A 25,185-nucleotide genomic window follows, 5' to 3' on the forward strand; every position below is an offset into this window, starting at 1 on the left:
ACGAGGGCCGCTCGATGGTCTGACCGGGTCCCGGGGGGGGGGGGGGGCCCGACCGGGGGCTTTGGCCCCGTGCTCAGGAACGGATGGGCTCGACGCTACGCGCCGAGCTCCCAGTTCCAGAAGCCGTAGAAGATCGTCGGGCTGATGGTGATCGCGTCGACGCCCTTCAGGTTCTCGTTCCAGCCCTGGATCGCGGGGAACTGGAAGATCGTGGTGCCGAACGCGTCAGCCCACAGGTTCTTCTCGACCTCGAGCTGGAGCGCGAACTGCTCGTCGGGCTCGGTCGCGACCTGGAGCTGGTCGAGCGCGGCGTCGACGGCCGGGTTCGAGTAGAAGCCGTAGTTGTTGATGCCGCGCTCAGGAGCGAAGCGGTAGTTGGCGTCCGACTCGGTGACGGCGGTCGAGGTCGACTGCCAGCCGAAGAGCGATGCGTCGTACTCCTGCTGACCGGTCGCGAGCAGCGTGCCCCACGTCGCGGCGGGGCGGCCGGTGTCGACGATCTCGAAGCCGGCCTGCGAGGCGGTGTCCGTGATGAGCGCGAGCTCGTTGACACGACGCGCGTTCTCGTTGTTGTACGCGAAGCGGACCTTGACCGGGGTGGTCACGCCGGCCTCGGCCAGGAGCGCCTTGGCGGCCTCGATGTCGGCCTCGGGCTTGTAGAAGTCCGACCCGTTCTCAGCGACCATCTTGTCGTAGTTCGGCGAGCCCGGGATGAGGATCTGCGAGTTGCGGACCTCGGCGTCGGGGTTCAGCGGGACGATCAGGTTGTCGACGATCGTCTGGCGCGGGATGGCCGTGAGGAACGCCTGGCGGACCTTCTTGGCCTTCTCGGCGTCGCCACCGTAGGTCGCCGGGTCGAACGGACCACCGTTCGCGAAGACCAGGTCGACGTGCTCGAACGTGCCCTCGACGCTGTTGTTGGTCTCGATCCCGGGCAGGGCCTCGAGGGCGCTGCGCACGTCTGCCGAGGCCTGCGGGCCGATGAGGTCGACCTCACCGTTCTGCAGCGCCTGGACCTGGGCCATCGGGTCGTCGATGTAGCGGACCGTGATGGTCTCGACCGACGCCTTGTTCTTGCCCTTGAAGTCGGGGTTCGCCTTGAGCGTCAGGTACTGGTTCTCCTCGTACGCGTCGAGGACGTACGCGCCGTTCGAGAGCACGAGTGCCTTGTCCTCGGGCATCTTCGTCATCTCGAAGCCCGAGTTCCAGAAGGTCGCGACGGGCGAGAGCTTGGCAGCGTCGCCGCTCAGGATGGCGTCGCGCAGAGCGTCCTTGGCCTCCTGCGCGTCCTCGATGTCGAGCGTGTTCTGTGCGACCACGTGCGCGGGGACGAACTGGTTGGTGAAGTTCAGGGCCCAGTCACCGAACGGCTTGTCGTACACGAAGGTGATCGACTTGCCGTCTTCGCTGATCTCCGGGGTCGCGCTGATGAGCGCTGCACCCGGGGTCGTGCCGTCGAAGTAGACGCCGGCGTCCAGGGCTTCCTGGTTCGTGACGTTGCCCTCTTCGTCCGTCTCGGGCTCGACGTTGTTGAACTTGGCGGAGGTACCGGCCCACTGGAGCAGGATGTCCGTCGCGTCGAACGCCGTGCCGTCCGACCACTTGGTGTCGTCCGCGACGGTGTACTTGACGGTCAACGGGTCGTCGGAGACCTTCTCGTACGTGCCGAACGAGGTGTCCTCGACCAGGTCGAGGTTCTCGTCGTAGTAGTTGAAGCCCGAGTTCAGCATGTAACCGATGACGGCGTTCTGCGTCGCGTTGCCGTTCGACGAGCTGAGGTTGAGCTCGTTGAGCGGCGCTTCCCAGGCCACGGTGACCGCGGACTCCTGGTTGATGCCTGCGTCTTCGGTGTCCGCCTCGTTGGCCGTGCCACCGCATGCGGTCAGCACCAACGCGACCGAGGCCACGGCCGCGGTGACGGCACTTGTGCGCCTGATGTTCAATGTTCCTCCTCAAGGGGATGGCGACTCCCTTGCCCCGAAGGAACGCGCGGGGTGACCCGCAGGGCGTCCCTCGGCGGCGTCGTCAGGGAAGCCCACCATGGTTTGGGGCAACGGTACCGACCAAGATGGGTGACTTCACCCGGTTGCACCATTCGAGCAACCGATCGTTACCGAGTTGATACTGGCCGGTACGGTCCTGTTTCCGTCTTGATACCGGGAGAAACCGGTACGTAACAACCCGGACACAAGGAATAGCAACCTGCCTCGTCTCACGATACGGCGCTACTCGTCCCACGAACCGTGAGTGTGACCGGTCTCTCGGAGACGTCGGTCACGCAGCCGATCCACCCGTTCGACGGCCGAGACCGCGCCCTGCGGGGGAAGTCGCTCGAACGCTCCTGACCGAGCCGCACGCCACGAGATGGAACGGGTCGTCCCGGACGCATCGATCGGACTACAGAACCTTCTTCACCACGCTCGACTTGAGCTGCATCTGCCCGAAGCCCGGCACCTTCGCGTCGATGTCGTGGTCACCCACGCCGTCGGAGATCAGTCGGACGCCGCGCACCTTGGTGCCGACCTTGACGACCCCGCCGCCCGCACCCTTGACCTTCAGGTCCTTGACGATCGTGACGTCGTCGCCGTCCTCCAGCGGATTGCCGACGGCATCCTTCACGACACGTGCGTCCAGCGTCCCGACCTCGTCGGTCTCCTCGACGCTTCCGGGCGCCCACTCGTGGCCGCACATCGGGCACACCAGCAGTGCGCCGGACTCGTACGTGAAGTCGCTCGCGCACGAAGGGCAGGGGGGCAGCTGATCAGACATTGGACCTCCAGGTCGTCGTGTGTCGAGGAATCGGCCTCGAGCCGGTCATCGTTCCTGTCACCGTGTGGGTGCGTCGGGCCGGGGCCACCCGGCGTCGCGCCGCCGACGTGCGTGCTCGAGCTCGGCGGCGTCCAACATCCACGGGCCGTGCTGGTCGAGCCCGGCGCAGCCGCCGCGGACGAAGGCGCTCACCACGGTCCGGTACCCGCTCGTCCCGTCGACCAGACCGTACTCGACCCGGTACTCCGGTTCCGCCCCGCCGACACCCTCGTGCACGGTCGTGACCCGGGCGATCGAGTCCGCGTAGAAGTGGAGCTGGATCCCTTCGCCCATCGTCTCGTCCTCGATGGTGAACACCTCGTTGTCCGGGGCCGACCGATCACCGACGAACTCCCAGAACTCCGCGTCGGCGCTGCGGGGATCGCCCCGCTGCCAGAGCCTCTCGACGTCCTTGTCGTCGGTGAAGGTCAGCTTCACCTTTCGCGTACCGGCGCCTGGTCCGGGGGCCGCCTCGTCGTCACCCACGGGCAGGTTCCGTGTACGGTCCGCGACCTCCGAGCACATCAGGAAGCTCACGGAGCGCACCGCGTCGTCGACGAGCCCAGGGTGTGCGCCGCGCACCGCGGCCTCGACGGCCTCCGCCACGCGGTCCCACTCTCGCCTGTCCGTGGCGCGCTCTCCCCGTCGCGGATCGCGCCCGATCCGCATCCCGGCGCACGCTTGCTCGGCAGTGCCGATCACGCGCAGGACCTCGGGCAGCAGCGCGGGGTCGACGGCCTCGGGAAGACGCCTCGGGATCGTCGCGCCGTGCAGGTGCTGTCCCGTGAACTTCAGGATCGCGGTGTCGAGCGGACCGAGCACCACACCGCGCCCGGCGCGACGGCGGTCCGCGGAGTACTCCTGCGCCCGTCTCCCGTCGGGCGTCTCCGTGGCCGACCGCATCGCCGCGCAGAGCTGACCGCGCTCGAGCAGGAGGATGTCGGCCCCGTGAGCGACGAGCCGGCTCCTGTCCCACGGGATGCGCTCGAACAGCGCGTCGACGGCGGCGGACGGCGAGAGGAGGACCGGGTCCAGGAGCGCGACTGCGGCGTCCTCGTCGAGGCGCCCCCGGGTCCCGGCCGCGTCGCACAAGGGAAGGACCGCACTCCACAGCAGCAGGTGTCTCGCCAGGTCCTCCCGGATCACCGCCAGATGGGCATCCCCGATCGGGAACGTGAACGTCCGCGGATCGTGGTTGGCGTCGGCCCCGGCAGCGAGCATCAGCGTGAGCACGCCGTCCTCCCGGATCACGGTGGGGATCCAGCCGCTCGTGCGCGCGAAGACGACCTCCGTCATGACCACTTCTCGAGCTCGACGTCGAGGCGCTCGTCGGTGCGCACCCAGACCTCGCCGTCGGAGGCCTCGCTCGGCGCATCGACCCGCTGGAGCCCGAGGAACGTGATCAGTCCGAGCAGCTCGGCTCGTTCCGCCTGGTCCTCGTCGAGGCCGTGCGCACCGAAGAAGACGTAGAGCTGGTCGCTCGGGTCGATCGTGCCCGAGTCTCCCCAGATCCGAGCGACCTCCTCGATCGCCGCGGCTTCGGTCGTGATCGCCGCGGCACGGGCGGCACCACGCGCCTCCGGTGACGCGTCGAGGTCGGCGACCGCCGGGAGCCACTGGCCGAACCGGTCCAGGCCGGCAAACCCGTTCTCGAAGAACAGCATGGCGCTCGGCAGGTAGCGATGGGCCCGGTCGACCGTGAGGTGCTCGCTCCGGGCGCGTCCTGCTGCTTCGATCCTCACGATCACACCGCGACCGGGCATGAGCACCAGGCGTTGGCCCGCCGACTCGTCGTCCACGGTGTACGTGTCCGACTCTCGACCGCTGAAGAACGCGGAGAACGCGACGTAGGCCTCCTGCGGGTCGTCCACGGAGACCCGTCGGTCGTCGCCGTCGCCGACGCCGTCGCCGACGCCGAAGACGAACTGCTTCGGTCCGGGGTGGTACGGGCGGGCCATGGCTGTCCTCCGTCGTCGTTCGTGCGGTCCCGCCCGCGGTCGTCGAGCCGACACCGACCCGGCCAGACCCACCGGCCCGGCTCGCCCCGGGCCGGGCCGGGCCGGGCGCCGCGCGACTACACGTTGAAGCGGAACTCCACGACGTCGCCGTCGACCATGACGTAGTCCTTGCCCTCGATGCGCGCCTTGCCCGCCGCACGAGCAGCCGCGACCGAGCCGGTCTCGACGAGGTCGTCGAACGAGATGACCTCGGCCTTGATGAAGCCGCGCTCGAAGTCGGTGTGGATGACGCCCGCGGCCTGCGGCGCGGTCCAGCCCTTGCGGATGGTCCAGGCGCGCGACTCCTTGGGCCCGGCGGTCAGGTACGTCTGCAGGCCGAGCGTGTCGAAGCCGACGCGAGCGAGCTGGTCGAGCCCCGACTCCTCCTGGCCCGTCTCGGCGAGCATCTCGGCCGCTTCCTCGGGCTCGAGCTCGGCGAGCTCGGACTCGAACTTGGCGTCCAGGAAGATCGCCTGGGCCGGCGCGACGAGCGCGCGCAGCTCGTCCTTGCGGGCCTCGTCCACGAGCCCCGCGTCGTCGGTGTTGAAGACGTAGATGAACGGCTTGGCCGTCATGAGCTGCAGGCTCGCGATCTCGGCCAGGTCCAGGCCCGCGGCAGCAGCGCCCTGGAAGAGCGTGATGCCCTGCTCGAGCAGCGACTGGGCCTTCTGCGCGGCCGCGACGAGGACGGGGTCGCCCTTCTTGATCTTGACCTCCTTCTCGAGGCGCGGCAGCGCCTTCTCGAGGGTCTGGAGGTCCGCGAGGATCAGCTCGGTGCTGATGGTCTCGATGTCGTCCGCGGAGTCCGTGGACCCCTCGACGCGGATCACGTCGGGGTCGTCGAACGCGCGGGTCACCTGGCAGATCGCGTCCGCCTCGCGGATGTTCGCGAGGAACTTGTTGCCGAGGCCCTCGCCCTCGCTCGCGCCCTTGACGATGCCCGCGATGTCGACGAACGAGACCGTCGCGGGCAGGATGCGCTCGCTGCCGAAGATCTCCGCGAGCTTGTTCAGCCGGGGGTCCGGGAGGGACACCACGCCGACGTTCGGCTCGATCGTCGCGAACGGGTAGTTCGCGGCGAGGACCTGGTTGCGCGTCAGGGCGTTGAAGAGGGTGGACTTGCCGACGTTGGGCAGGCCGACGATGCCGATTGTAAGAGCCACGGGGCCTGAGTCTACGGGAGCCGCGCCCCGGCCCGCTCGCGCGCTCGGCGGCCCGCAGCCCGACGGCGCCGCCCACCCGTGTGCGCCCGTGCAGGACTGCACGTGCGCACCCGGGCGAGAGGCGGCGTCGGGCCCGCTACTTGTAGCTCATGACCTGCTGGAGCAGCTCCGGCCCCCGCTGGTCCACCAGACGCCCGCCCCAGCGCATGCCCAGCACCAGGAAGAGCCCGCCGAGACCGATGCCCACGACCAGCGCGAGCCAGCCCCACACCGCGTCGCCCGTCAGGACGTTCGTGAGCGCCAGGCCCGCCGCGGGCAGGGACAGCGCGAGGAGCACGAGCATCGTGATCATCTGCGCGAACATGGTCGCCATCGCGGCACCCTGGGGCGACTTGAAGGGGCTGTCCCCCGGCTTGGGCACCGGGTAGAGGAGCCGCGCCGAGACCACGCTCGACACCCCGAGCCCCGTCGCGAGCACGCCCAGGCTCAGCCCGACCGTGGCGACCAGCAGGTCCCAGCGCCCCGTGAACGCTACCGAGACGACCGCGAAGATCGTCACGACCGGGACCCCCAGCACCGCGGCCGCGAGCACACGGCCCGCGCGGTCCGCGAAGCCCGTGACCCCGGACGAGAGCTGCGTCCAGAAGGCGGTGTGGTCGTAGGCGATGTCCGCCGAGATCGCGAACCCGAACGTGAACGCCGTGAGCGGCCCGAGCACGAGCATGAGCTCGCGGAACCCGTCGCCGCCGTCGATCCCCATGCTCGACCCGACGAACCACAGCAGGACCGGGAGCAGCGGGACGACCGCGATGGACCCCGAGTAGCGCGGGTCGCGGAACCAGTACGTCAGGCAGCGCGCCGCGACGGCCCCGACCGGGGTCGCCGGGAAGCGGTCGAACCAGCCCAGGCCCTTGGACTTGCCCGCGCTCGCGCCGCCGCGCGGGGCGACGAGCGCCTTGGCGAGCGCGCGGTCCCACACGACCCACGCCAGCGCGACCACGACCACGGCGATCGCGAGCCGGGCGAGCGCGAGTCCCCAGGCGCCGTCCGCGACCGCGGACGCGACGGCCCACGGTGCTCCGAAAGGCGTCCAGCCCAGGACGTCCGCGATGACCGGCAGGACGTCCTGGCCGCGGGCGATCGCCGCGGTCGCCCAGCCGATGATCGGGCCGGCGAGCATGAGCGGCACGAACGCCGCGATCGACAGGACCTCGCGGTAGCGGCGCGAGTCGAGCAGCGGCGCGAGCGCCGTCGTGGTCGCGCGCGACCCCACGACGCACATCGCGACCGCGAGCAGCCCGCCCACGACCGCGGCGAGGGCCGCGACGGGAGAGCGCCACCACGCGAGCGTGGTGCCGAGCGAGACCAGGAGCGTCACGACACCCGGGATCCCGACGAGCCCTGCGACCGCGAGGCCCGCCAGGAGCTGGCGCTGGGGCACCGCGAACGTCACGAAGCGCTGCGGGTCGAGCGTGGCGTCCACGCCGAACGCGAACAGCGGCACGACCCACCACGCGATGACCACGACCGAGCCGACGATCGTCACGATCTGGCCCGCGGTCTCCGGGGCCGTGGTGCCCAGGACCGCGAGCCCGATCAGCGCCATGGTCGCGATGCCGAGCCCGTAGAGGATGCCGAGGGCCAGCCCGATGGTCTGCCACACGCTCTTCTTGAGCGTGTTGCGCATGAGCGTGAGCTTGAGCCTTACGAGGTGCGCAACCACGACAGCCCCTCCGTGGTGTGACGGCCGCCGACGAGGTCGACGAAGCGGTCCTCGAGGCTCTGGCCCGCGCGCACCTCGTCCACGGTGCCCGCCGCGAGCACGTGCCCGCCCGCGATGACCGCGACGTGGTCGCACATGCGCTGGACCAGGTCCATGACGTGCGAGGACACGATCACGGTGCCGCCGCTCGCGACGTACCCGTTGAGGATCTCGCGGATGTTGGCCGCGGAGACCGGGTCGACGGCCTCGAACGGCTCGTCGAGCACGAGCAGGCTCGGCGCGTGGATGAGGGCCGAGGCGAGCGCGATCTTCTTGGTCATGCCCGCCGAGTAGTCGACGACGAACGTGTTCGCGTCGGCCGCCAGGCCCAGGGCCTCGAGCAGGTCCGCGGTGCGCTCGGCGACCGTCTGCCGGTCCATGCCGCGCAGCAGGCCCGCGTACGTGATCAGCTGGGCGCCCGTGAGGCGGTCGAACAGGCGCACGCCGTCGGGCAGGATGCCGAGCATGCGCTTGCCCTCGAGCGGGTTGGCCCACAGGTCCAGGCCGTGCACGTGGACCGTGCCGAAGTCGGGTCGCAGCAGGCCAGTGGCCATGGACAGCGCGGTCGTCTTGCCCGCGCCGTTGGGGCCGACGAGCCCGTAGAAGGATCCGGCCGGGACGTCGAGGTCGATCCCGGCCACGGCGATCTTCTCGCCGAACTTCTTCCACAGCCCGCGCACCGAGAGCGCGGGGGCAGCGGGCCCCTGCGTCGACGGGGCCGGGGGCGCTGCGGGAGCGAGCACGGGGGCGGTCTCGGCCGGGGCGGTCGGCGCCTCGGGTGCGCCGGGGGTCGTGGGTGGGAACAGGTCGCGGGGCTCAGGGTCGTGGGCCATACGGACAAACGTAGCGGAGCAGGGCCGCTGCTCCCCCTGTGAAATGTCACGTCTTTCGAGGTGGGAGGTTCGCCCGCACGCCCGACGGCGTCGCTCACCCGTCCTGTCGGTGGCACCTGGCAGAGTGCGGGCATGGACAACGCCTTGCCGTGGTTGATGCTCGTCGTCGGGCTCCTCGTGGGTGCCCTCCTGGGGTGGTTCGCGCGGCGGTCCGCGCCGGACTCGGGGCGCGAGGAGATCGGCAGGCTCACGGGCCTGCTGTCCCAGGCGCAGCAGGAGGCCGCGCGCGGCGCGGGGCTCGCCGAGCGCCTCGAGGCCGAGCGCGAGGGGTTCGAGCGACAGCTCCGCACCGAGCGCGAGGGGTTCGGACGTCACCTCGCGGGCGTCGAGCGCGCAGCGGACGAACGGTTCGACATCGAGCGCGCCAACCACGAGCGAGCCATCGAGGAGCTGCGCGCGGGCTCCGAGAAGAGGCTCGGCGAGATCCGCGGCGACCAGGCGCGCCTCGAGGCGCAGTTCGAGGTCCTGGCCCGCAAGGCCCTCGCGACCAGCAGCGAGCAGTTCCTCACCCAGGCCGAGGAGCGCTTCAAGCGCAGCCAGCAGGTCGGCGAGTCCGAGCTGGCCAAGCGCGAGCAGGCCGTCCAGCAGCTCGTCGAGCCGCTGAGCAAGGCCCTCGACCAGGTCAAGGCCGAGGTCACGGCCGCCGAGCGGGCCCGCCGGGAGGCGCACGGCACGCTCACCGAGCAGGTGCGCAGCATGCGCCTCGACTCGGAGGCCCTGCGCTCGGAGACGGCCCAGCTCGTCACGGCCCTGCGATCCTCGCAGGTGCGCGGGGCCTGGGGCGAGCTCCAGCTGCGCCGCGTGGTCGAGGCCGCGGGCATGATCCCCCACGTCGACTTCATGGAGCAGGACCAGGTCAGCACCGACGACGGCGCGCTGCGCCCTGACATGGTGATCAGGCTCGCGGGCGGGAAGAACGTCGTCGTGGACGCCAAGGTCGCGTTCCTCGGCTACCTCGACGCCCAGCAGACCGCCGACCCCCGGGTGCGCGCCGAACGCCTGGCCGCGCACGCGCGCCACTTCCGCAAGCACATCGACGACCTGGCGGGCAAGAGGTACTGGGACCAGTTCAGCCCCGCGCCCGAGTTCGTGGTCATGTTCGTGCCCGCCGAGTCGTTCCTGTCGGCCGCGGTCGAGCAGGACCCCTCGATCCTCGAGTACGCGGTCGCCAAGAACGTCATCATCGCGGCCCCCATGACCATGATCGCGCTGCTGCGGACCGTCGCGTACGCGTGGCGCCAGGACGCCCTCGCGGCCAACGCCCAGCAGGTGCTGACGCTCGGCAAGGAGCTGCACGGGCGCCTCGCCGTCATGGGCAGCCACCTGGCCAAGCTGGGGAGGTCCATCCAGGGCGCCGCCGAGTCGTACAACAAGACCGTCGCCTCGCTCGAGACCCGCGTCCTCGTGAGCGCCCGCCGCTTCGCCGACCTCAACGTCGTCGACGAGGACCTCGAGACCCCCGCCCCGGCGAACCCGCAGCTCAGCGCCGTGAGCGCACCCGAGCTGCTCGCCTCGGTCAACGAGTCGGTCGTCGCGCTCGACGAGATCGGGAGCGCCTCGGGTGCGGGTGCGGACCCCGGCTCACGCGGCGACGGCAGTGACGGTGTGCTCGACGCGGGCATGCTCGGGACCATCAACGGCCCCGGACGGCACGAGCGCGACCGCGGGGCCGACGCGTCCTGACGCACAGCACGGTCGGGGGGCTCGCCGCGAGGTGAGCGCCGTCGTCGGGCCGGACGACGAAGGCCCGCCCCCAGCAGGGGGGCGGGCCTTCGTGCGGCTGCTCGATGCAGACTGACGCGGACGGGTCAGACGGGCTCGACCGAGAGCGACGTCCGGTTCTCGCGGCGAGGGCGGGCCGGGGCGTTGCCCGCGGCCTTGAGGTCCGCGCGCAGCTCCTTGGGGAGCGAGAACATGAGGTCCTCGGTCGCGGTGCGCACCTCCTGCACCTCGCCGTAGCCACGCTCGGCCAGGTACGCGAGCACGTCGTTGACGAGGATCTCCGGGACCGAGGCCCCCGAGGTCACGCCGACCGTCGTGACGCCCTCGAGCCACGACTCGTCCATCTCCTGCGCGCGGTCGATGCGGTACGAGGCGTCCGCGCCGGCGTTCAGGGCGACCTCGACGAGACGCACCGAGTTCGACGAGTTGGCCGAACCGACCACGATCACGAGCTCGCACTCGGGGGCGAGCTTCTTGACGGCGACCTGACGGTTCTGCGTCGCGTAGCAGATGTCGTCCGACGGCGGGTTCTGGAGCGTCGGGAACCGCTCACGGAGGCGGTCGACGGTCTCCATGGTCTCGTCGACCGACAGCGTCGTCTGCGAGATCCACACGACCTTGTCCGGGTCGCGGACCGTCACGTTCGCGGCGTCGTCGGGCGAGTTGACGATCTGGACGTGGTCCGGAGCCTCACCGGCCGTGCCCTCGACCTCCTCGTGACCCTCGTGCCCGATCAGCAGGATGTCGTAGTCGTCCGCCGCGAAGCGCACGGCCTCCTTGTGCACCTTGGTGACCAGGGGGCACGTCGCGTCGATCGTCTGGAGGTTGCGCTGCGCAGCGGCCTCGTGGACCGCGGGCGAGACGCCGTGGGCCGAGAACACGACGCGCGCGCCCTCGGGCACCTCGTCGGTCTCGTCGACGAACACCGCGCCCTTGTCGCTCAAGGACTCGACGACGTACTTGTTGTGGACGATCTCCTTGCGGACGTACACGGGGGCGCCGTAGTGCTCGAGCGCCTTCTCGACCGCGATCACGGCGCGGTCGACCCCCGCGCAGTAGCCGCGGGGGGCGGCGAGGAGGACACGCTTACCAGTCGGGGAAGTCACCCCACGAGTCTAGGCGACGGGCCTCCGGGGCCGGGCCGGGCCGGCGGCCCCGGGTGCGGTCCGGGCCAGGTCCTGGCAGCAACTCCACAGGATCCCCACGGGTCGGCGCGCACACAGCCCTCCTGTCAGACCCATGAGGCAGTCTTGACCCGTGACCGACCGCCCCGCCAGCCCCGCCCCGCCGCCCGCGCTCCCCGCCCGGGCTCTCGACACGACCGCCGAGAACCCGTGGCCCGTCCGGCTGCTGTCGAGCAAGATCACGGCGTACATCGACAAGATGGCCCCCGTCTGGGTAGAGGGTCAGGTCGTCCAGCTCAACCGTCGGCCCGGCGCCTCGATGGCCTTCCTGACCCTGCGTGACACCGACGCCGACATGTCGCTCCCGGTCGCCGCCCTCGCCAAGGTCTTCGAGGCCGCGAGCACGCCGCTCACCGAGGGCGCGCACGTCGTCGTCCACGCCAAGCCGGTCTTCTGGCCCAAGCGCGGGTCGTTCCAGCTCCAGGCGAGCGAGGTGCGCACGGTCGGGATCGGCGAGCTCCTGGCCCGCATCGAGCACCTCAAGCGAGTCCTGGCCGCCGAGGGCCTGTTCGACGCGGACCGCAAGGTCCCGCTCCCCTTCCTCCCGGCGGTCGTCGGCCTGGTGTGCGGCCGCGAGTCCAAGGCCGAGCACGACGTCGTGGTCAACGCCCGCGCCCGCTGGCCCCAGGTGCGCTTCGAGATCCGCGAGGTCGCCGTCCAGGGCACGGGGGCCGTCGCGCAGGTGAGCGCCGCGATCGCCGAGCTCGACGCGCGCCCCGACGTCGACGTGATCGTGGTCGCACGCGGGGGCGGCGCGGTCGAGGACCTCCTGCCGTTCAGCAACGAGGCCCTGGTCCGGGCTGCGGCGGCCTGCCGCACCCCGCTCGTGAGCGCGATCGGCCACGAGACCGACACGCCGCTCCTGGACCTGGTCGCCGACTACCGCGCCTCGACCCCCACGGACGCCGCCAAGCGCATCGTGCCGGACGTGGGCGAGGAGCGTGCGCGCGTCCTGCAGGCCCGGTCCCGGATCCGGGCCGCGATCACGCACCAGCTCCAGCGCGAGCAGTCGCGCCTGGACAGCGCACGCTCACGTCCGGTGCTCGCAGCCCCCGAGACCATGATCTCGACGCGCGAGCAGCAGGTCCTCACCGCGAGGGACCGGGCCCGGCGCTCGCTCGACGCGGTCCTGCTGCGCGCGCACGGCGAGGTCGACCGGCTCGCGGCCCAGGTGCGCGCCCTGTCCCCCGCCTCGACGCTCGAGCGGGGCTACGCGGTCGTGCACGGCCCGGACGGCGCGATCGTCCGGTCGCCCGACGACGTGAGCCCGGGCGACGCGCTGCACGTCCGCCTCGCCCAGGGCGCGATCGACGCCACCGTGCGCTGAACCCGTCCGGCCGCCCCCCACAGCACCGCAGCACCGCAGCAAACGCAGCACCCAGGTTCCAGACCAGCCCCAGGAAGGCCCACCACCATGACCACCACCCCTCCCCACGCCGACGTCGCCGACCTCACCTACGAGCAGGCCCGCGACGAGCTGGTCCAGGTCGTGTCCCGCCTCGAGACCGGCGGCGAGCCGCTCGAGGCCTCGCTCGCCCTGTGGGAGCGTGGCGAGGCCCTCGCGGCCCGCTGCCAGCAGTGGCTCGACGGCGCGCGCGAGCGCCTCGCGTCAGCACGCGCCGCGGACGCCCCCGCCGCGGCGGGCGGTTCCTCCGAGGCGACCGAGGACGACTGACCGGGTCGCGTCAGGCGCTGGCCTTCTGGGACTGGGCGTCGGCCTGCGCCTGGGCGCGCTCGAGCGAGGCGCGCCGGTCCTCCTCGTTCTCCCGGTCGAGCCGGTCCACCTCGTCCTGGTCGTGCGTGAGGTTCTCCCCCGTCTCGGGGTCGAAGATCATCATCTTGTCGGGGTCGAACCAGAGCTCGGTCGTGTCACCGTCGCGCACGCGCGAGGCCGAGTTGAGCGCGACGACGAACTGGGTCCGCAGGCCCTCGCCGTCGAGCTCGCGGTCCAGCTCCTCGAGCTTCTCGGCGACCGACGCGTGCATCTCGAACGGCACGTACGCGTAGAGCTCGGCCCCGAGCCACTCGGTCACGTCGATCTGGGCGTCGAACGTGCGACCTCGGTCCTTCTTCGTCGGGTCGACGAGCCGGGCGTCCTCGAAGTGCTCGGGGCGCAGCCCCACGATGACCAGCTCGCGCTCCCCGACCGCGCTCACGATCCGCTCGGGCAGCTCGAACGTCCCGAACGGCAGCTCCATGCTGCTCCCGGAGACCTGCCCGGGCAGGAAGTTCATGGGCGGCGACCCGATGAACCCCGCGACGAACAGGTTGACGGGCTGCTCGTACAGGGCGCGCGGGCTCGCGAGCTGCTGCAGCTCGCCCTTGCGCAGCACCGCGACACGGTCCCCGAGCGTCATGGCCTCGGTCTGGTCGTGGGTCACGTACACGGTCGTGGTCGCGAGGCGCCGCTGGAGCCGGGCGATCTCGGTCCGCATCTGCCCGCGCAGCTTGGCGTCCAGGTTGGACAACGGCTCGTCGAACAGGAAGGCCTTGGCGTCTCGCACGATCGCCCGGCCCATCGCGACGCGCTGTCGCTGACCACCCGAGAGGTTGGCGGGCTTGCGGTCGAGGTGCTCGCGCAGCTCGAGGAGGTCGGCCGCGTACTCGACCTTCTCGCGGATCTCCGCGTCGCTGAACTTCCCCCTGGTCAGCCGCAAGGGGAACGCGATGTTCTCCCCGACGGTCAGGTGCGGGTACAGGGCGTAGTTCTGGAAGACCATCGCGAGGTCACGGTCGCGCGGCGCCTTCTCGTTGACACGCTGCCCGTCGATCATCAGGTCTCCCGAGGTGATGTCCTCGAGGCCGACGATCATGCGCAGCAGCGTCGACTTCCCGCAGCCCGACGGGCCGACGAGGATCACGAACTCGCCGTCGGCGATGTCGATGCTCACCCCGTTCACGGCGGGGAACCCGTCGCCGTACTTCTTGACGATGTCCTTGAGGGTGATCGACGCCATCAGCTCTCTCCTCGGTCGGGGGTCGGGCAGCGAAGGGTTCGGGCGCGTGCTGGTGGGAGGTGCCCGACGGCGTCGCGCACCTCCGAGCGGGTTCTCCCCCGCGCGCGGCGCGCCGTGCGCAGGGGGCGTCGAGCGCTCGGGGCGGGCGGCGCCGTCGGGCCGGTGGCTCTGCTCATCCCTTGACCGCCCCCTGCGTGAGGCCCGAGACGATCTGGCGCTGGAACAGCACCACGAGGATCACCACGGGGATCGTCACGACCACGGCAGCGGCCGAGATCGCCCCCGTCGGCTCCTCGAAGTACGACGCGCCCGTGAAGAACGCGAGCGCCGCGGGCACGGGCCGGGCCGCGCTCGTCGACGTCAACGAGATGCCGTAGATGAAGTCGTTCCACGCGATGAAGAACGCGATGAGCGCCGTCGTGAACACGCCAGGGGCCGCGAGCGGCACGATGACCTTGCGGAACGCCTGCCACGGCGTCGCGCCGTCGACCTGTGCGGCCTGCTCGAGCTCCCACGGGATCTGCCGGAAGAAGGCCGCGAGGGTCCAGATCGAGATCGGCAGCGTGAGCGAGAGGTACGGGATGATGAGCCCGAGCCACGTGTCGTAGAGCCCGATGTTGCGCCACAGGTTGAACAGCGGTGTCACGATCGAGACCACGGGGAAGATCGACACCCCGAGCGCGGTCGTCAGGATCAGCCGCTTGCCCGGGAAGTCGAGGCGCGCGATCGCGTAGGCCGCGAGCGTCGCGAGGACCACGGCGATCGCCGTCGCGATGAGCGAGATGCCCACCGAGTTGCGCAGCGCGGACAGGAAGAGCTCCTGCGCGGACCCGCCCGAGGACAGGATCTGTTCGTAGTTGTCGGTGCTCCACTGCGGGGGCAGGAACGTGCCCGAGTTGATGTCGCTCGGGCCCTTGAAGCTCGTCATGAGGATCGAGACGACCGGGAACAGCGCCCCCACGAGGACGACGACCGTGATGACGGCCCACCACACGCGGGCCCGGGTGCTCAGGACGCTGCCCATCATCGCTCCCCTCTCGCGCCGGCCAGATCGACCTTGAAGAGCTTGATCGCCACGAAGCAGATCCCGATCACGCAGAGGAACAGCAGGACCGAGATCGCCGAGCCCATGCCGATCTGGAGCTGGCCGATCGAGGTCCGGTAGGCCAGCAGCGACAGGACCTCGGTGTTGTTCGCGCCGTTGGTCATGATGAAGACGTTGTCGAAGATGCGGAACGCGTCGAGCGCTCGGAACAGCACCGCGACCATGATCGCGGCCTTCATGTTGGGCACGATCACGCGCGAGAAGCGCTGCCACGCCGTCGCGCCGTCGACCTTCGCGGCCTCCTCGAGGTCGCCCGGCACCTGGGCCAGGCCCGCGAGCAGCAGGAGCGAGATGAACGGCGTGGTCTTCCAGACCTCGGACGCGATGATGACGAACAGGCTCGTGCCCTGGTGCGCGAACCAGTTGAGGTCGGGGCCGACCCCCGGCACCCAGTCGAACCAGCTGTTGACGTACCCCGAGGTGATGTCGAACGCGTAGAACCACGCGAACGCCGAGACCACGGTGATGATCCCGTAGGGCACGAGGATCGCGGTGCGCAGCAGCCCTCGCAGACGCTTGATCGCCCGGTGCATGACGAGCGCGAGCGCGAACCCCAGGACGAGCTCGACCACGACGGACACGACCATGATGAAGAACGTCACCGCGAAGTCGCGCCACCACACGGGGTCGCTGAGGATCACCAGGTAGTTGCCGAGCCCGACGAACGAGCGGTCGTCGGGCGCCGTGAGCTTGTAGTTGAACAGCGAGTCGTAGACCGCCTGGAGGATCGGGTACAGCGTCACGGCCAGCATCACGACGAACGCGGGTCCGGCGAGGTACCAGCCGAGCCGGGCCTCGGCGCGGGCACGGTCGCTGCGTGCGGCCCTGCCCTTCCTGCCGTGCGCGGGGTCCGGGGCGGCGGGCTCGGGCTGGGCGCGGCGGGCGCCTCGGGTCTCGGTGCTCACAGCAGTCGCTCCCCTCGCAGGACGGCGGTGATGAAGTCGGTGGACTTCACGGGGGTCCCGTCCTCGGTCACGCTCGAGGGCGGGTACCAGGTCTGCTGGAGGCCCGTCGAGACCTCGTTGTAGAACGGGGTCTGCGGCCGGGGTGCGGCCTGCTCGAGCGACTGCCGGATCACGTCGTACATCGGGTAGGCCGCCTGCACCGCCGGGTCGTCGTAGGCCGTGGTGTTGGACGCCGGGTTCCCGTCGGACACGAAGTACGCGGCCTGGTTCTCAGCACCGACGATGCACTGCGCGGCCTCGTACGCGAGGTCGGTGTGGTCGCTGAACGCCCCGACGCCGATGCTGATGCCGCCGTAGGGCGGGCGGGTGTCCTCGCCCGCCACGGTCTGGGGATAGAGGGTCCAGCCGATGTCGTCGAGCAGCGACTGGTCGAGCGAGCCCGCCTCGACCCCGCCCTGCGTCGACGACCAGACGAACGGCCAGTTGACCATGAACGAGCCCTTGTCCCCCTGGAAGAGCGTGAGGGAGGCGGACTCGTCGGCGCTCGGCAGGCCCGGACCCCCGACGCCCGACGTCCCGATCTCGCCGATGATCCGGGCCGCGTCACGGCCCGCGTCGGTCTCGAGCCCGAGCTTCAGCTCGTCGGCGGGGGCCTCGGGGTTCTCGAGGATCTGGCCGCCGGCCGAGGCGATCAGGGCGTTGATCCACACCGTGAGCGACTCGGCCTTGGCACCCTGGACCGCGAGGTACTTGTCCTGGGACTGCGCGGCGTCGATGAGCTGGTCCCAGGTCACGGGCTGGGTCAGGTCGAGTCCCGCGGCCTCGGCGACCGACTTGCGGTACCAGAGGAGCTGGGTGTTGGCCCAGAAGGGGATCGCGACGAGCTCTCCCTTCCACGTCGAGCCGTCGATCGCGCCCTGCACGACGTCCTCGGTCGCGGCGGCCGCGACGTCGTCCGGGACGGGGGCGAGGAAGCCCGCCTCGGCGAGCTCGGGGATGAACGGCGGGTCGAGGCTCATGAGGTCGATCGACGAGTCCTTGGCCGCGAGACGTCTCGCGAGCTGCTCGCGCTGGGCGGCCGCGTCTCGCGGCAGGAGGGACGTCTCGATCGTGTAGGCGCCCCCTGCCGCGTCCGTGCACGAGGCCGCGATCGAGGCCTGTCCCCCGTTGTCCGGGTTGATGTACCAGGTGAGCACGGGAGGGCCGGAACCCTCTCCGGTGCTGCACGCGGCGAGCGGCACGATCGTCGCGACGGCGAGCGCCGCGGCAAGTGCTCGGGTGCGTCGGTGCACGGTCTCCCCTTCGTCCAACGGGCGCTGCCTCGTGCCCGTTCTCGGTTGGTTCCCTCCTCCTAGGGCTACACCGTCGCGGGACGTCTCGCCACAGGGGGGACATTCCGGAGGGCCGTCGGGGCGCCCGTGCGCCGGCCCGACGACGCCGCGCGCCCCGTGCGGCAGGCCCGCCGCGTCCACGGCGAGGGTCGGATCGTGAACACCGCCGACAGGACGCGCTCGCGTGAGCGAACATGGAGGTTGTGACGACGACTGAGACGACCGAGCAGACCCCACCCGTGATGACCCCCGCCGAGGCCTGGGCCATGCTCCGCGACGGCAACGGGCGCTTCGTCCGCGACGAGATGGAGCACCCCTCCCAGGGCGCCGCGCGCCGGGCCGAGCTCAGCGTCGCGCAGCACCCGCACACCGTGATCTTCGGCTGCGCGGACTCGCGTGTCGCCGCCGAGATCATCTTCGACCAGGGCCTGGGCGACGTGTTCGTCGTGCGGACCGCGGGTCACGTCCTGGACACCACCGTGATCGGGTCGATCGAGTACGGGGTCAACATCCTGGGGACCCCGCTCGTGGTCGTGCTCGGCCACGACAGCTGCGGTGCGATCGCCGCGGCGGCACACACCCTCTCGACCGGTGAGCAGGCCGACGGGTTCGTCCGTGCGGTCGTGGACCGGGTCATCCCCTCGATCGTCAACATCACGAGCAGCACGGGCAGCCTCGCGACCCTCGACCCGGACACGCTGCGTCGTGAGCACGTGCGCCACACGGTCGACATGCTCCACGGCTACTCGGCGGCCCTGGCCGACGCCGTGGCCGAGGGCAGGCTCGCGATCGTCGGCGTCGAGTACACGCTCGCGGACGGCCGCGCCCGGCTCGTCGAGGTCGTCGGCGACGTCGGCGAGACCCAGGACGTCTGACCGGCGCCCTCCCGCGCCGGAACCGGTCCGCGCGGGCGGCGTGCAGCACGCACCCGCCCCGCGGCCGGGTTCGAGATCACCCGTGCTCGTGCGGCACCATTAGCCCCATGACTTCTGCCGACGCTTCCGACTACCGCATCGAGCACGACACCATGGGTGAGGTCCGCGTCCCCGCGGCCGCCCTCTACCGCGCGCAGACGCAGCGCGCCGTGGAGAACTTCCCGCTGTCGGGCACTCCTCTCGAGCGCAGCCACATCGAGGCCCTCGCTCGTGTCAAGAAGGCCGCCGCGCGCGCCAACGCCGAGCTGGGGGTGCTCGACGAGGACGTCGCGGCCGCCATCGTGGCCGCGGCCGACGAGGTCGCCTCGGGCGCGCACGACGCCCACTTCCCGATCGACATCTTCCAGACGGGCTCCGGCACGTCGTCGAACATGAACACCAACGAGGTCCTCGCGACGCTCGCCACGCGCTCGCTGGGCCGCGAGGTCCACCCGAACGACCACGTCAACGCGTCGCAGTCGTCCAACGACGTCTTCCCGACGTCGGTGCACCTGGCCGCGACCGCGGGCGTCGTGCACGACCTGATCCCGGCCCTGACGCACCTCGCGGAGGCCCTCGAGGCCAAGGCTGCCGAGTTCGCGACGGTCGTGAAGTCGGGCCGCACGCACCTCATGGACGCGACCCCGGTCACGCTGGGCCAGGAGTTCGGCGGGTACGCCGCGGCCATGCGCTACGGGATCGAGCGCCTGCAGTCGGCGCTCCCCCGCGCGGCCGAGGTCCCCCTGGGCGGCACGGCCGTCGGCACGGGCATCAACACGCCGGCCGGCTTCCCGCAGCGCGTCATCGCCCTGCTGGTCGAGGACACGGGCCTGCCGCTCACCGAGGCGCGCGACCACTTCGAGGCGCAGAGCTCGCGCGACGGGCTCGTCGAGCTCTCGGGCGCGCTGCGCACCATCGCGGTCTCGATCACCAAGATCTGCAACGACCTGCGCTGGATGGGCTCGGGCCCCAACACGGGCCTGGGCGAGATCTTCATCCCGGACCTGCAGCCCGGCTCGTCGATCATGCCGGGCAAGGTCAACCCCGTGGTGCCCGAGGCCGTCCTCATGATCGCCGCGCGCGTGATCGGCAACGACGCGACCGTGGCGTGGGCCGGGGCCTCGGGGAGCTTCGAGCTCAACGTGCAGATCCCGGTCATCGCGCTGGGCGTCCTGGAGTCGATCCGTCTGCTGTCGAACGCGTCGGTCGTCCTCGCGGACAAGACCGTCACGGGCATCACGGCCAACGTCGAGCGCGCGCGTGCGCTCGCGGAGTCCTCGCCGTCGATCGTCACGCCACTCAACCGCGTGATCGGCTACGAGGCGGCGGCCAAGGTCGCCAAGCACTCGGTCAAGCAGGGCCTCACGGTCCGCGAGGCCGTGATCGACCTGGGCTTCGTCGAGCGCGGCGAGGTCACCGAGGAGCAGCTCGACACGGCGCTCGACGTCCTGTCGATGACGCGCCCGCCGCAGGCCTGACGAGGCGCTGAGGCAGCGAGGAGTGCGCTCCGGCGTGGAGCGCACCCCTCGGCCTGCACGACGGACGGCGTGTGCCGGGTGCGGTCACCCGGCCCACGCCGTCGGTCGTTCCTGCCACCCCTGTGCGCACCTCGTCGCCGGGCACACGCTGTCGATCCGCGCTTCGCCGACGACGTACCCGGGCGGCGACGAGAACCCGTACCCTTGGCGGCGCCAGACTCTCCCCACCGGGGCGACACGTACGCAAGGAGCAAGCACACGTGCAGGTGGCACTGACGGTCCAGGAGTGCGAAGCAACCCTGGCGGCGATCGTTCGCCTGAAGTTCGATGAATCCGGCGATGTGCCCGAGCCGTACTTCGGCAGCCCTTTCGTCGCGGACGCAGCGTCGAAGATGCTTCAGGCGATTCTCGACGAGAGCGACCGGACCGAGGATCGAGGGCGCGCAGCGGGCTGGCGCCGATGGGCTCAGTGGTCCAACCGCGGCACCGAGCCTCCGATCGTGGTCCGATACCTGGCCTCGTCAGCCCCCTGGGACACCTGGACCCGCGCAGAGCGGGTCTCCTGCCTCAGGATCTGTGCCGCACCCTTCATCCTCTCCGAGGCCGACGTCGAGACCCTGCTCGCCGCCGTCGACACCGAGCGACACGGAGCGAGACCGACCAGCAGCTGACGGAGCACCGACCTGGCCGTCGACGTCCTCGGCGTCGCCGTCCACCTCGCGCGGCTCGGGAGGCTTGGCCCGATGACGACTGCCCAGGGCGCTCTCGTCGCCCGAGCCCCTGCCGCTCAGTACTCGACCGGGTCCACCCGACGCAGCACGATCGCGAGCAGCTCGGCGAGGCGCTCGCGCTCGTCGCCGGTGAGCCCGCCGAGCGCGGCACGCTCGCGGTCGAGCTGGGCGGGGAAGAGCTCGTCGACGAGCCGGGTCCCCTCCTCGGTGAGCGAGAGCAGCACACCCCGGCGGTCCCGCTCGACGACGGTGCGCTCGACGAGCCCCTCGCGCTGGAGGTGGTCGAGGCGCTTGCTGATCGATGCGCCGGGGGCGCGGGTGATGGTCGTGACCTCGCGGGCCCGCAGGGGGCGGCCCGCGCGCCGCAGGGCCGTGAGCACCTCGAGCTCGGGGCGGGTCAGGGACCGCTGCGCGAGGGCGGCGTCGCTCGCCTCGGCCAGCAGCGCGGCGATCCGGGTGATCCGGCCGATCGAGTCGGCGGGCGAGACGTCGACGTCGGGCATCTGCTCTGCCCATTGCTCGCGCAGGCGCTCCACGTAGTCCACGAGACCCAGCGTAGTGCCCGTCGCCAACTAGTTCACTAGTGAAACGTCTGCGAACGAGGCGTACCCTGGACGGGATGCCACTCTCCTCCGCGACCGCCACAGCCCTGTCCCCCGAGCCACCAGCCGATCGACGCTCCCCCGTCCGCACCGCCGCACGCGAGGTCCTCGACCCCTCCCACCTGCGGGCCGCGCTCCGACTCACCTCTGTCGACGCGACCCTCACAGCAGCCCTGCGGTGCGGTGCGAGCGTCGCTCTCACGCTCGTCCTCGCCGCCACGAGCGGGCACCAGGACCTCGCGGGCTTCGCGGCCCTCGGTGCCCTGACCTCGCTCTACGGGCGGTTCGACCCGTACCGCCGTCGTGCCGCTCTGCTCGCCCTGGTGGGCGCGACCATGACCGGCTCGATCCTGCTCACGACCGCGATCACGGCCGCCGGCGCCCCGGCCGCCGTGACGCTCGGGGTCGTCGCACTGCTCGCGGGCGGCATGACCGCCCTGTGCCAGCTCGTCCGCACGGGTGCGCCCGGCGCCACGATCGTCGTCTTCGCGGCCGGTGCGGGCCTGGCAGGAGCGCCCACGTTCGCCGACCTCGCCCCGCGGGGCCTCGCCGCGCTCCTGGGAGTCGTGGTCGCGTGCGTCGTGTGCCTGGCAGGATTCCTGGTCCGGCCGAGCGGACCCGCGCGGCTCGCCGTGCGCCGCGCGACCCTCGCCGCCGAGGCCGCAGCCCTCGCACCCGAGGACCGTGGCGCCGTCGGGCGCGCGCAGGAGGCCGTGGCCCTGGCCCGGACCGTCCTCGCCGACGACGCCTCTCACGGCCGCACGCGCGCCACCGCGCTGCGGCTCGCCGACGAGCTCTCCGGGGCGGCCGGGACCCCCGCTGCCCTTCCACCTCGCCTCTCGTTGCGCCAGACAGCCCACAGGTCCCTCGCTGACGGAGGCTGGGGTCTGCGCGCGGCCCGCGTGACGCTCGCGGCGGCCGCAGCGGCGGCGATCGCGCAGGTCGCCGGGTTCGGCCACCCGGCCTGGGCCGCGATGGGCGCCACCGCGACGCTCCAGGGCACGACGACGCAGCACGCCGTGGTCCGCGCGCTCCAGCGGGCGCTCGGCACGGTCGCGGGCGCCCTGATCGCGTGGCCGCTGCTCGACGCGCACCTCGGGTTCTGGGCCACCGCGGCGCTCGTCGTCGTGCTCCAGGTCGTCACCGAGATCGTCGTGGGGCGTCACTACGGCCTCGCGATGCTGACCATCACGCCCATGGCCCTGCTCATGACGTCGCTCGGCGGGACCGGAGAGGGCATCGCGCTGGACCGGGCGCTCGACACGGCCGTGGGCGCGGTCGTCGGCGTGCTGACCGTGGTGCTGGTCCACGCGCGGCGTGGCGCGCCACGCGTCAGCGGTGCTGTGCGGACCTGACCGGCTCGCCGACGGCCCGAACCCTGCGCTCGAGCTCGTCCTGGACCTCGTCGAAGAACACCGTCTTGGCACGCGTGTAGTCGTCGTAGTCGCCGTCCTCCGCGTGCTCGCGAGCCAGCCGGCTCTTGAGGCGCTCGTACTGCGCCCGCCGGCGCGGGTCGTCGCGCAGGAGGTCCCGGAGCGCGACGGTGTACGCGCCCCAGGGCGAGTCGGACCGCCGGACGTGCAGGATCGCTGCGGGCACGGCCGAGACGAAGAGGGACTTCCTCCAGAGGCTCTCGTCGTCGCGTCCCGTTCGCCCTCGCGGGAGATCGAACGTGACACCCGGGGAGTCGGGTCTGCTGCCGTGCGCCTGGCGGAAGGTCGTCGACCCGAGGGCGTGCGCCCAGTCCTCGACAGGAAGCAGCACCGGGACACGCACCTGGAGATCGAGGAAGGGCTTGGCGGCGAGCCCGGGGACCGCCGTGGACCCGATGTGGTCATAACGCATCTCGTCCGCTCCCTCGAGGGGAGCGAACGCACGACGCACGTCCGCGAGAAGGGCCGCGGCCTGGTCGCCCCACGCCGGGTCCGAGGGGACGAGGACCGCGGGACCTTGCTGACCTGTGCTCATCGCACCGAGTATGCCTGCCGACGTCGGAGAGCCGACCTTCGGACAGGCCCGAGCATCGTGCACCGTCGCGGCCCCGGTCCGTGAGGACCGGGGCCGTGACGCACCGGATCCCGCGAGGTCAGACCTCGATGCTCTCCAGCATCTCCGTCACGAGCGCCGCGACGGGCGAGCGCTCGGAGCGCGTCAGGGTCACGTGCGCGAACAGCGGGTGGCCCTTGAGCGCCTCGATCACCGCGGCGACGCCGTCGTGTCTCCCGACGCGCAGGTTGTCACGCTGGGCGACGTCGTGCGTGAGGACGACCCGCGAGGACTGGCCGATGCGCGAGAGCACGGTCAGCAGGACGTTGCGCTCGAGGGACTGGGCCTCGTCGACGATGACGAACGCGTCGTGGAGCGAGCGTCCGCGGATGTGGGTCAGCGGCAGGACCTCGAGGACGTCGCGGTCCACGACCTCCTCCATGACCTCCTTGGACACGAGCGCCCCCAGGGTGTCGAACACGGCCTGGGCCCACGGGTTCATCTTCTCGGCCTCGGAGCCGGGCAGGTAGCCGAGCTCCTGGCCGCCCACGGCGTACAGGGGACGGAAGACCATGATCTTGCGGTGCTGCCTCTTCTCGAGCACCGCCTCGAGGCCCGCGCACAACGCGAGCGCGGACTTCCCCGTCCCGGCACGCCCGCCGAGCGACACGATCCCGATCTCCTGGTCGAGCAGCAGGTCGATCGCGATGCGCTGCTCGGCCGAGCGCCCGTGCACGCCGAACACGTCCTGGTCCCCCCGGACGAGCTGCACGTGCTTGTCGGCCGTGACGCGGCCCAGCGCCGAGCCGCGCGGCGAGTGGACCACGAGCCCCGAGTGCACCAGGAGCGGCTCGGCGGCCGCGACCGTGGCGGCGTCGAGGGCCGAGAGCTCGACCGACTCGTGCTCCCACAGGTCGGCCATCTGCTCGTCGCTCACGTCGATCTCGCCCATGCCCGTCCAGCCCGAGTCGATCGCGAGCTCGGCCCGGTACTCCTCGGCCCGCAGACCCACGGCCGAGGCCTTGACCCGCATGGGCAGGTCCTTGGACACCACGGTCACGTCGCAGCCCTCGCTCGCGAGGTTGGCCGCGACCGACAGGATGCGCGTGTCGTTGTCGCCCAGACGGAACCCGGCGGGAAGCACCGCCGGGTCCGTGTGGTTGAGCTCGACGCGCAGCGTCCCGCCCACGGCCCCCACGGGGAGCGGGGCGTCGAGGCGGCCGTGCTTGACCCGCAGGTCGTCGAGCATGCGCAGCGCGCTGCGGGCGAAGTACCCGAGCTCGGCGTGGTGGCGCTTTGCCTCGAGCTCGGTGATGACGACGACGGGGAGGACGACGTCGTGCTCGGCGAAGCGCAGCATGGCTCGCGGGTCGGACAGGAGCACGGACGTGTCGATGACGAAGGTGCGCAGACCCTCGGGGGACGTCGTGCCACGGGACGCGATGTCCGTGACGTCGGGTGCAGCTCCAGAAGCAGAGGCGGTTCGGACCACAGCAGGCTCCCTCCGGCGCTCAGCGCCGTTCTCGCTGGGTGGGGCAGGCGACCGGCCGACAGAAGGCCGGTGCCGGCCCTCCTGCGCGGAGCAGAAACTCCATCGGATGGCCTCCCGGAGGACGACGTGTGTCGTCCGTCACGTTCGAAACTACG

Annotated in this window: 22 protein-coding genes; 7 read left to right on the top strand and 15 right to left on the bottom strand. The window is 71.3% G+C overall.

Going from position 1 to position 25,185, the window contains the following annotated elements; genetic code table 11:
• Positions 1 to 95: 95 nt before the first annotated feature.
• The 7 genes from H9641_RS10080 to H9641_RS10110 all read right to left on the bottom strand — a co-directional run bounded on the left by H9641_RS10080 (position 96) and on the right by H9641_RS10110 (position 8,563).
• Positions 96 to 1,943, bottom strand: a complete 1,848-nt coding sequence (locus H9641_RS10080) for an ABC transporter family substrate-binding protein (protein WP_191803363.1) — start codon at positions 1,941 to 1,943, stop codon at positions 96 to 98.
• Between the two features lie 454 nt (positions 1,944 to 2,397).
• Complete coding sequence (locus tag H9641_RS10085) at positions 2,398 to 2,769, bottom strand: zinc ribbon domain-containing protein YjdM (RefSeq protein ID WP_191803365.1); 372 nt, start codon at positions 2,767 to 2,769, stop codon at positions 2,398 to 2,400.
• 57 nt (positions 2,770 to 2,826) lie between these two features.
• The gene (locus H9641_RS10090) at positions 2,827 to 4,104 is read right to left on the bottom strand and encodes a DUF6357 family protein (RefSeq protein ID WP_191803367.1); all 1,278 of its coding nucleotides are present in this window, start codon (positions 4,102 to 4,104) and stop codon (positions 2,827 to 2,829) included.
• The gene (locus tag H9641_RS10095; protein ID WP_191803369.1) at positions 4,101 to 4,766 is read right to left on the bottom strand and encodes a hypothetical protein; all 666 of its coding nucleotides are present in this window, start codon (positions 4,764 to 4,766) and stop codon (positions 4,101 to 4,103) included. The genes H9641_RS10090 and H9641_RS10095 overlap by 4 nt, the downstream gene beginning before the upstream one ends.
• Positions 4,767 to 4,882: 116 nt before the next feature.
• Positions 4,883 to 5,968, bottom strand: coding sequence for a redox-regulated ATPase YchF (gene ychF / locus H9641_RS10100; RefSeq protein ID WP_030152107.1), 1,086 nt, complete (start codon positions 5,966 to 5,968; stop codon positions 4,883 to 4,885).
• A 136-nt stretch (positions 5,969 to 6,104) separates the two neighbouring features.
• A complete protein-coding gene (locus H9641_RS10105; RefSeq protein WP_191803371.1) occupies positions 6,105 to 7,691 on the bottom strand; it encodes a hypothetical protein in 1,587 nt (528 codons plus the stop codon).
• Complete coding sequence (locus H9641_RS10110) at positions 7,673 to 8,563, bottom strand: ABC transporter ATP-binding protein (RefSeq protein ID WP_191803373.1); 891 nt, start codon at positions 8,561 to 8,563, stop codon at positions 7,673 to 7,675. Before H9641_RS10110 ends, H9641_RS10105 begins: the two co-directional genes overlap by 19 nt.
• 132 nt (positions 8,564 to 8,695) lie before the next feature.
• On the opposite strand from H9641_RS10110, the gene rmuC reads away from it, so the two are divergent.
• Positions 8,696 to 10,306 (top strand): DNA recombination protein RmuC, encoded by a 1,611-nt coding sequence (gene rmuC / locus H9641_RS10115; protein WP_225220280.1) that lies wholly within the window; start codon positions 8,696 to 8,698, stop codon positions 10,304 to 10,306.
• A 125-nt stretch (positions 10,307 to 10,431) separates the two neighbouring features.
• On the opposite strand, the gene H9641_RS10120 is transcribed toward rmuC, so the two are convergent.
• The gene (locus H9641_RS10120; protein WP_191803375.1) at positions 10,432 to 11,451 is read right to left on the bottom strand and encodes a 4-hydroxy-3-methylbut-2-enyl diphosphate reductase; all 1,020 of its coding nucleotides are present in this window, start codon (positions 11,449 to 11,451) and stop codon (positions 10,432 to 10,434) included.
• Between the two features lie 151 nt (positions 11,452 to 11,602).
• Here H9641_RS10120 and xseA point away from each other — a divergent pair, with 151 nt between their 5' ends.
• The gene (gene xseA, locus H9641_RS10125; protein WP_191803377.1) at positions 11,603 to 12,856 is read left to right on the top strand and encodes an exodeoxyribonuclease VII large subunit; all 1,254 of its coding nucleotides are present in this window, start codon (positions 11,603 to 11,605) and stop codon (positions 12,854 to 12,856) included.
• 87 nt (positions 12,857 to 12,943) lie between these two features.
• The gene (locus H9641_RS10130) at positions 12,944 to 13,204 is read left to right on the top strand and encodes an exodeoxyribonuclease VII small subunit (protein WP_191803379.1); all 261 of its coding nucleotides are present in this window, start codon (positions 12,944 to 12,946) and stop codon (positions 13,202 to 13,204) included.
• Positions 13,205 to 13,214: 10 nt separating this feature from the next.
• Here H9641_RS10130 and H9641_RS10135 read toward each other — a convergent pair whose 3' ends face one another.
• The 4 genes from H9641_RS10135 to H9641_RS10150 all read right to left on the bottom strand — a co-directional run bounded on the left by H9641_RS10135 (position 13,215) and on the right by H9641_RS10150 (position 17,788).
• Positions 13,215 to 14,486, bottom strand: coding sequence for an ABC transporter ATP-binding protein (locus H9641_RS10135; protein ID WP_191803381.1), 1,272 nt, complete (start codon positions 14,484 to 14,486; stop codon positions 13,215 to 13,217).
• A gap of 172 nt (positions 14,487 to 14,658) precedes the next feature.
• Positions 14,659 to 15,513: a carbohydrate ABC transporter permease gene (locus H9641_RS10140; protein WP_191803383.1), complete on the bottom strand. Its 855-nt coding sequence runs from the start codon at positions 15,511 to 15,513 to the stop codon at positions 14,659 to 14,661.
• Complete coding sequence (locus H9641_RS10145) at positions 15,510 to 16,496, bottom strand: carbohydrate ABC transporter permease (RefSeq protein ID WP_318244506.1); 987 nt, start codon at positions 16,494 to 16,496, stop codon at positions 15,510 to 15,512. Before H9641_RS10145 ends, H9641_RS10140 begins: the two co-directional genes overlap by 4 nt.
• Positions 16,493 to 17,788, bottom strand: a complete 1,296-nt coding sequence (locus tag H9641_RS10150) for an extracellular solute-binding protein (protein WP_191803386.1) — start codon at positions 17,786 to 17,788, stop codon at positions 16,493 to 16,495. Before H9641_RS10150 ends, H9641_RS10145 begins: the two co-directional genes overlap by 4 nt.
• Before the next feature lie 233 nt (positions 17,789 to 18,021).
• Here H9641_RS10150 and H9641_RS10155 point away from each other — a divergent pair, with 233 nt between their 5' ends.
• The 3 genes from H9641_RS10155 to H9641_RS10165 all read left to right on the top strand — a co-directional run bounded on the left by H9641_RS10155 (position 18,022) and on the right by H9641_RS10165 (position 20,890).
• On the top strand, positions 18,022 to 18,702 hold the full coding sequence (locus tag H9641_RS10155; protein WP_404821935.1) for a carbonic anhydrase: 681 nt from the start codon (positions 18,022 to 18,024) through the stop codon (positions 18,700 to 18,702).
• 107 nt (positions 18,703 to 18,809) lie between these two features.
• A complete protein-coding gene (locus tag H9641_RS10160; RefSeq protein ID WP_191803388.1) occupies positions 18,810 to 20,219 on the top strand; it encodes a class II fumarate hydratase in 1,410 nt (469 codons plus the stop codon).
• 260 nt (positions 20,220 to 20,479) lie between these two features.
• Complete coding sequence (locus tag H9641_RS10165; protein ID WP_191803390.1) at positions 20,480 to 20,890, top strand: hypothetical protein; 411 nt, start codon at positions 20,480 to 20,482, stop codon at positions 20,888 to 20,890.
• A gap of 116 nt (positions 20,891 to 21,006) precedes the next feature.
• Here the strand turns inward: H9641_RS10165 and H9641_RS10170 are convergent, their stop codons facing one another.
• Positions 21,007 to 21,495 carry a MarR family winged helix-turn-helix transcriptional regulator gene (locus H9641_RS10170; protein WP_318244507.1) on the bottom strand — a complete coding sequence of 163 codons (489 nt, stop codon included), beginning with the start codon at positions 21,493 to 21,495 and terminating at the stop codon, positions 21,007 to 21,009.
• A gap of 74 nt (positions 21,496 to 21,569) precedes the next feature.
• Here H9641_RS10170 and H9641_RS10175 point away from each other — a divergent pair, with 74 nt between their 5' ends.
• The gene (locus H9641_RS10175) at positions 21,570 to 22,907 is read left to right on the top strand and encodes an FUSC family protein (protein ID WP_191803392.1); all 1,338 of its coding nucleotides are present in this window, start codon (positions 21,570 to 21,572) and stop codon (positions 22,905 to 22,907) included.
• Here the strand turns inward: H9641_RS10175 and H9641_RS10180 are convergent.
• Both H9641_RS10180 and H9641_RS10185 read right to left on the bottom strand, forming a co-directional pair.
• Positions 22,885 to 23,520, bottom strand: coding sequence for a GrpB family protein (locus tag H9641_RS10180; protein ID WP_191803394.1), 636 nt, complete (start codon positions 23,518 to 23,520; stop codon positions 22,885 to 22,887). The genes H9641_RS10175 and H9641_RS10180 overlap by 23 nt on opposite strands.
• Before the next feature lie 118 nt (positions 23,521 to 23,638).
• Entirely contained in the window at positions 23,639 to 24,898 is a 1,260-nt protein-coding gene (locus H9641_RS10185) for a PhoH family protein (RefSeq protein ID WP_377617603.1), read from the bottom strand.
• Positions 24,899 to 25,185: the final 287 nt, after the last annotated feature.

It is taken from the genome of Oerskovia merdavium, assembly GCF_014836755.1.
Taxonomy (GTDB): Bacteria; Actinomycetota; Actinomycetes; order Actinomycetales; family Cellulomonadaceae; genus Oerskovia; species Oerskovia merdavium.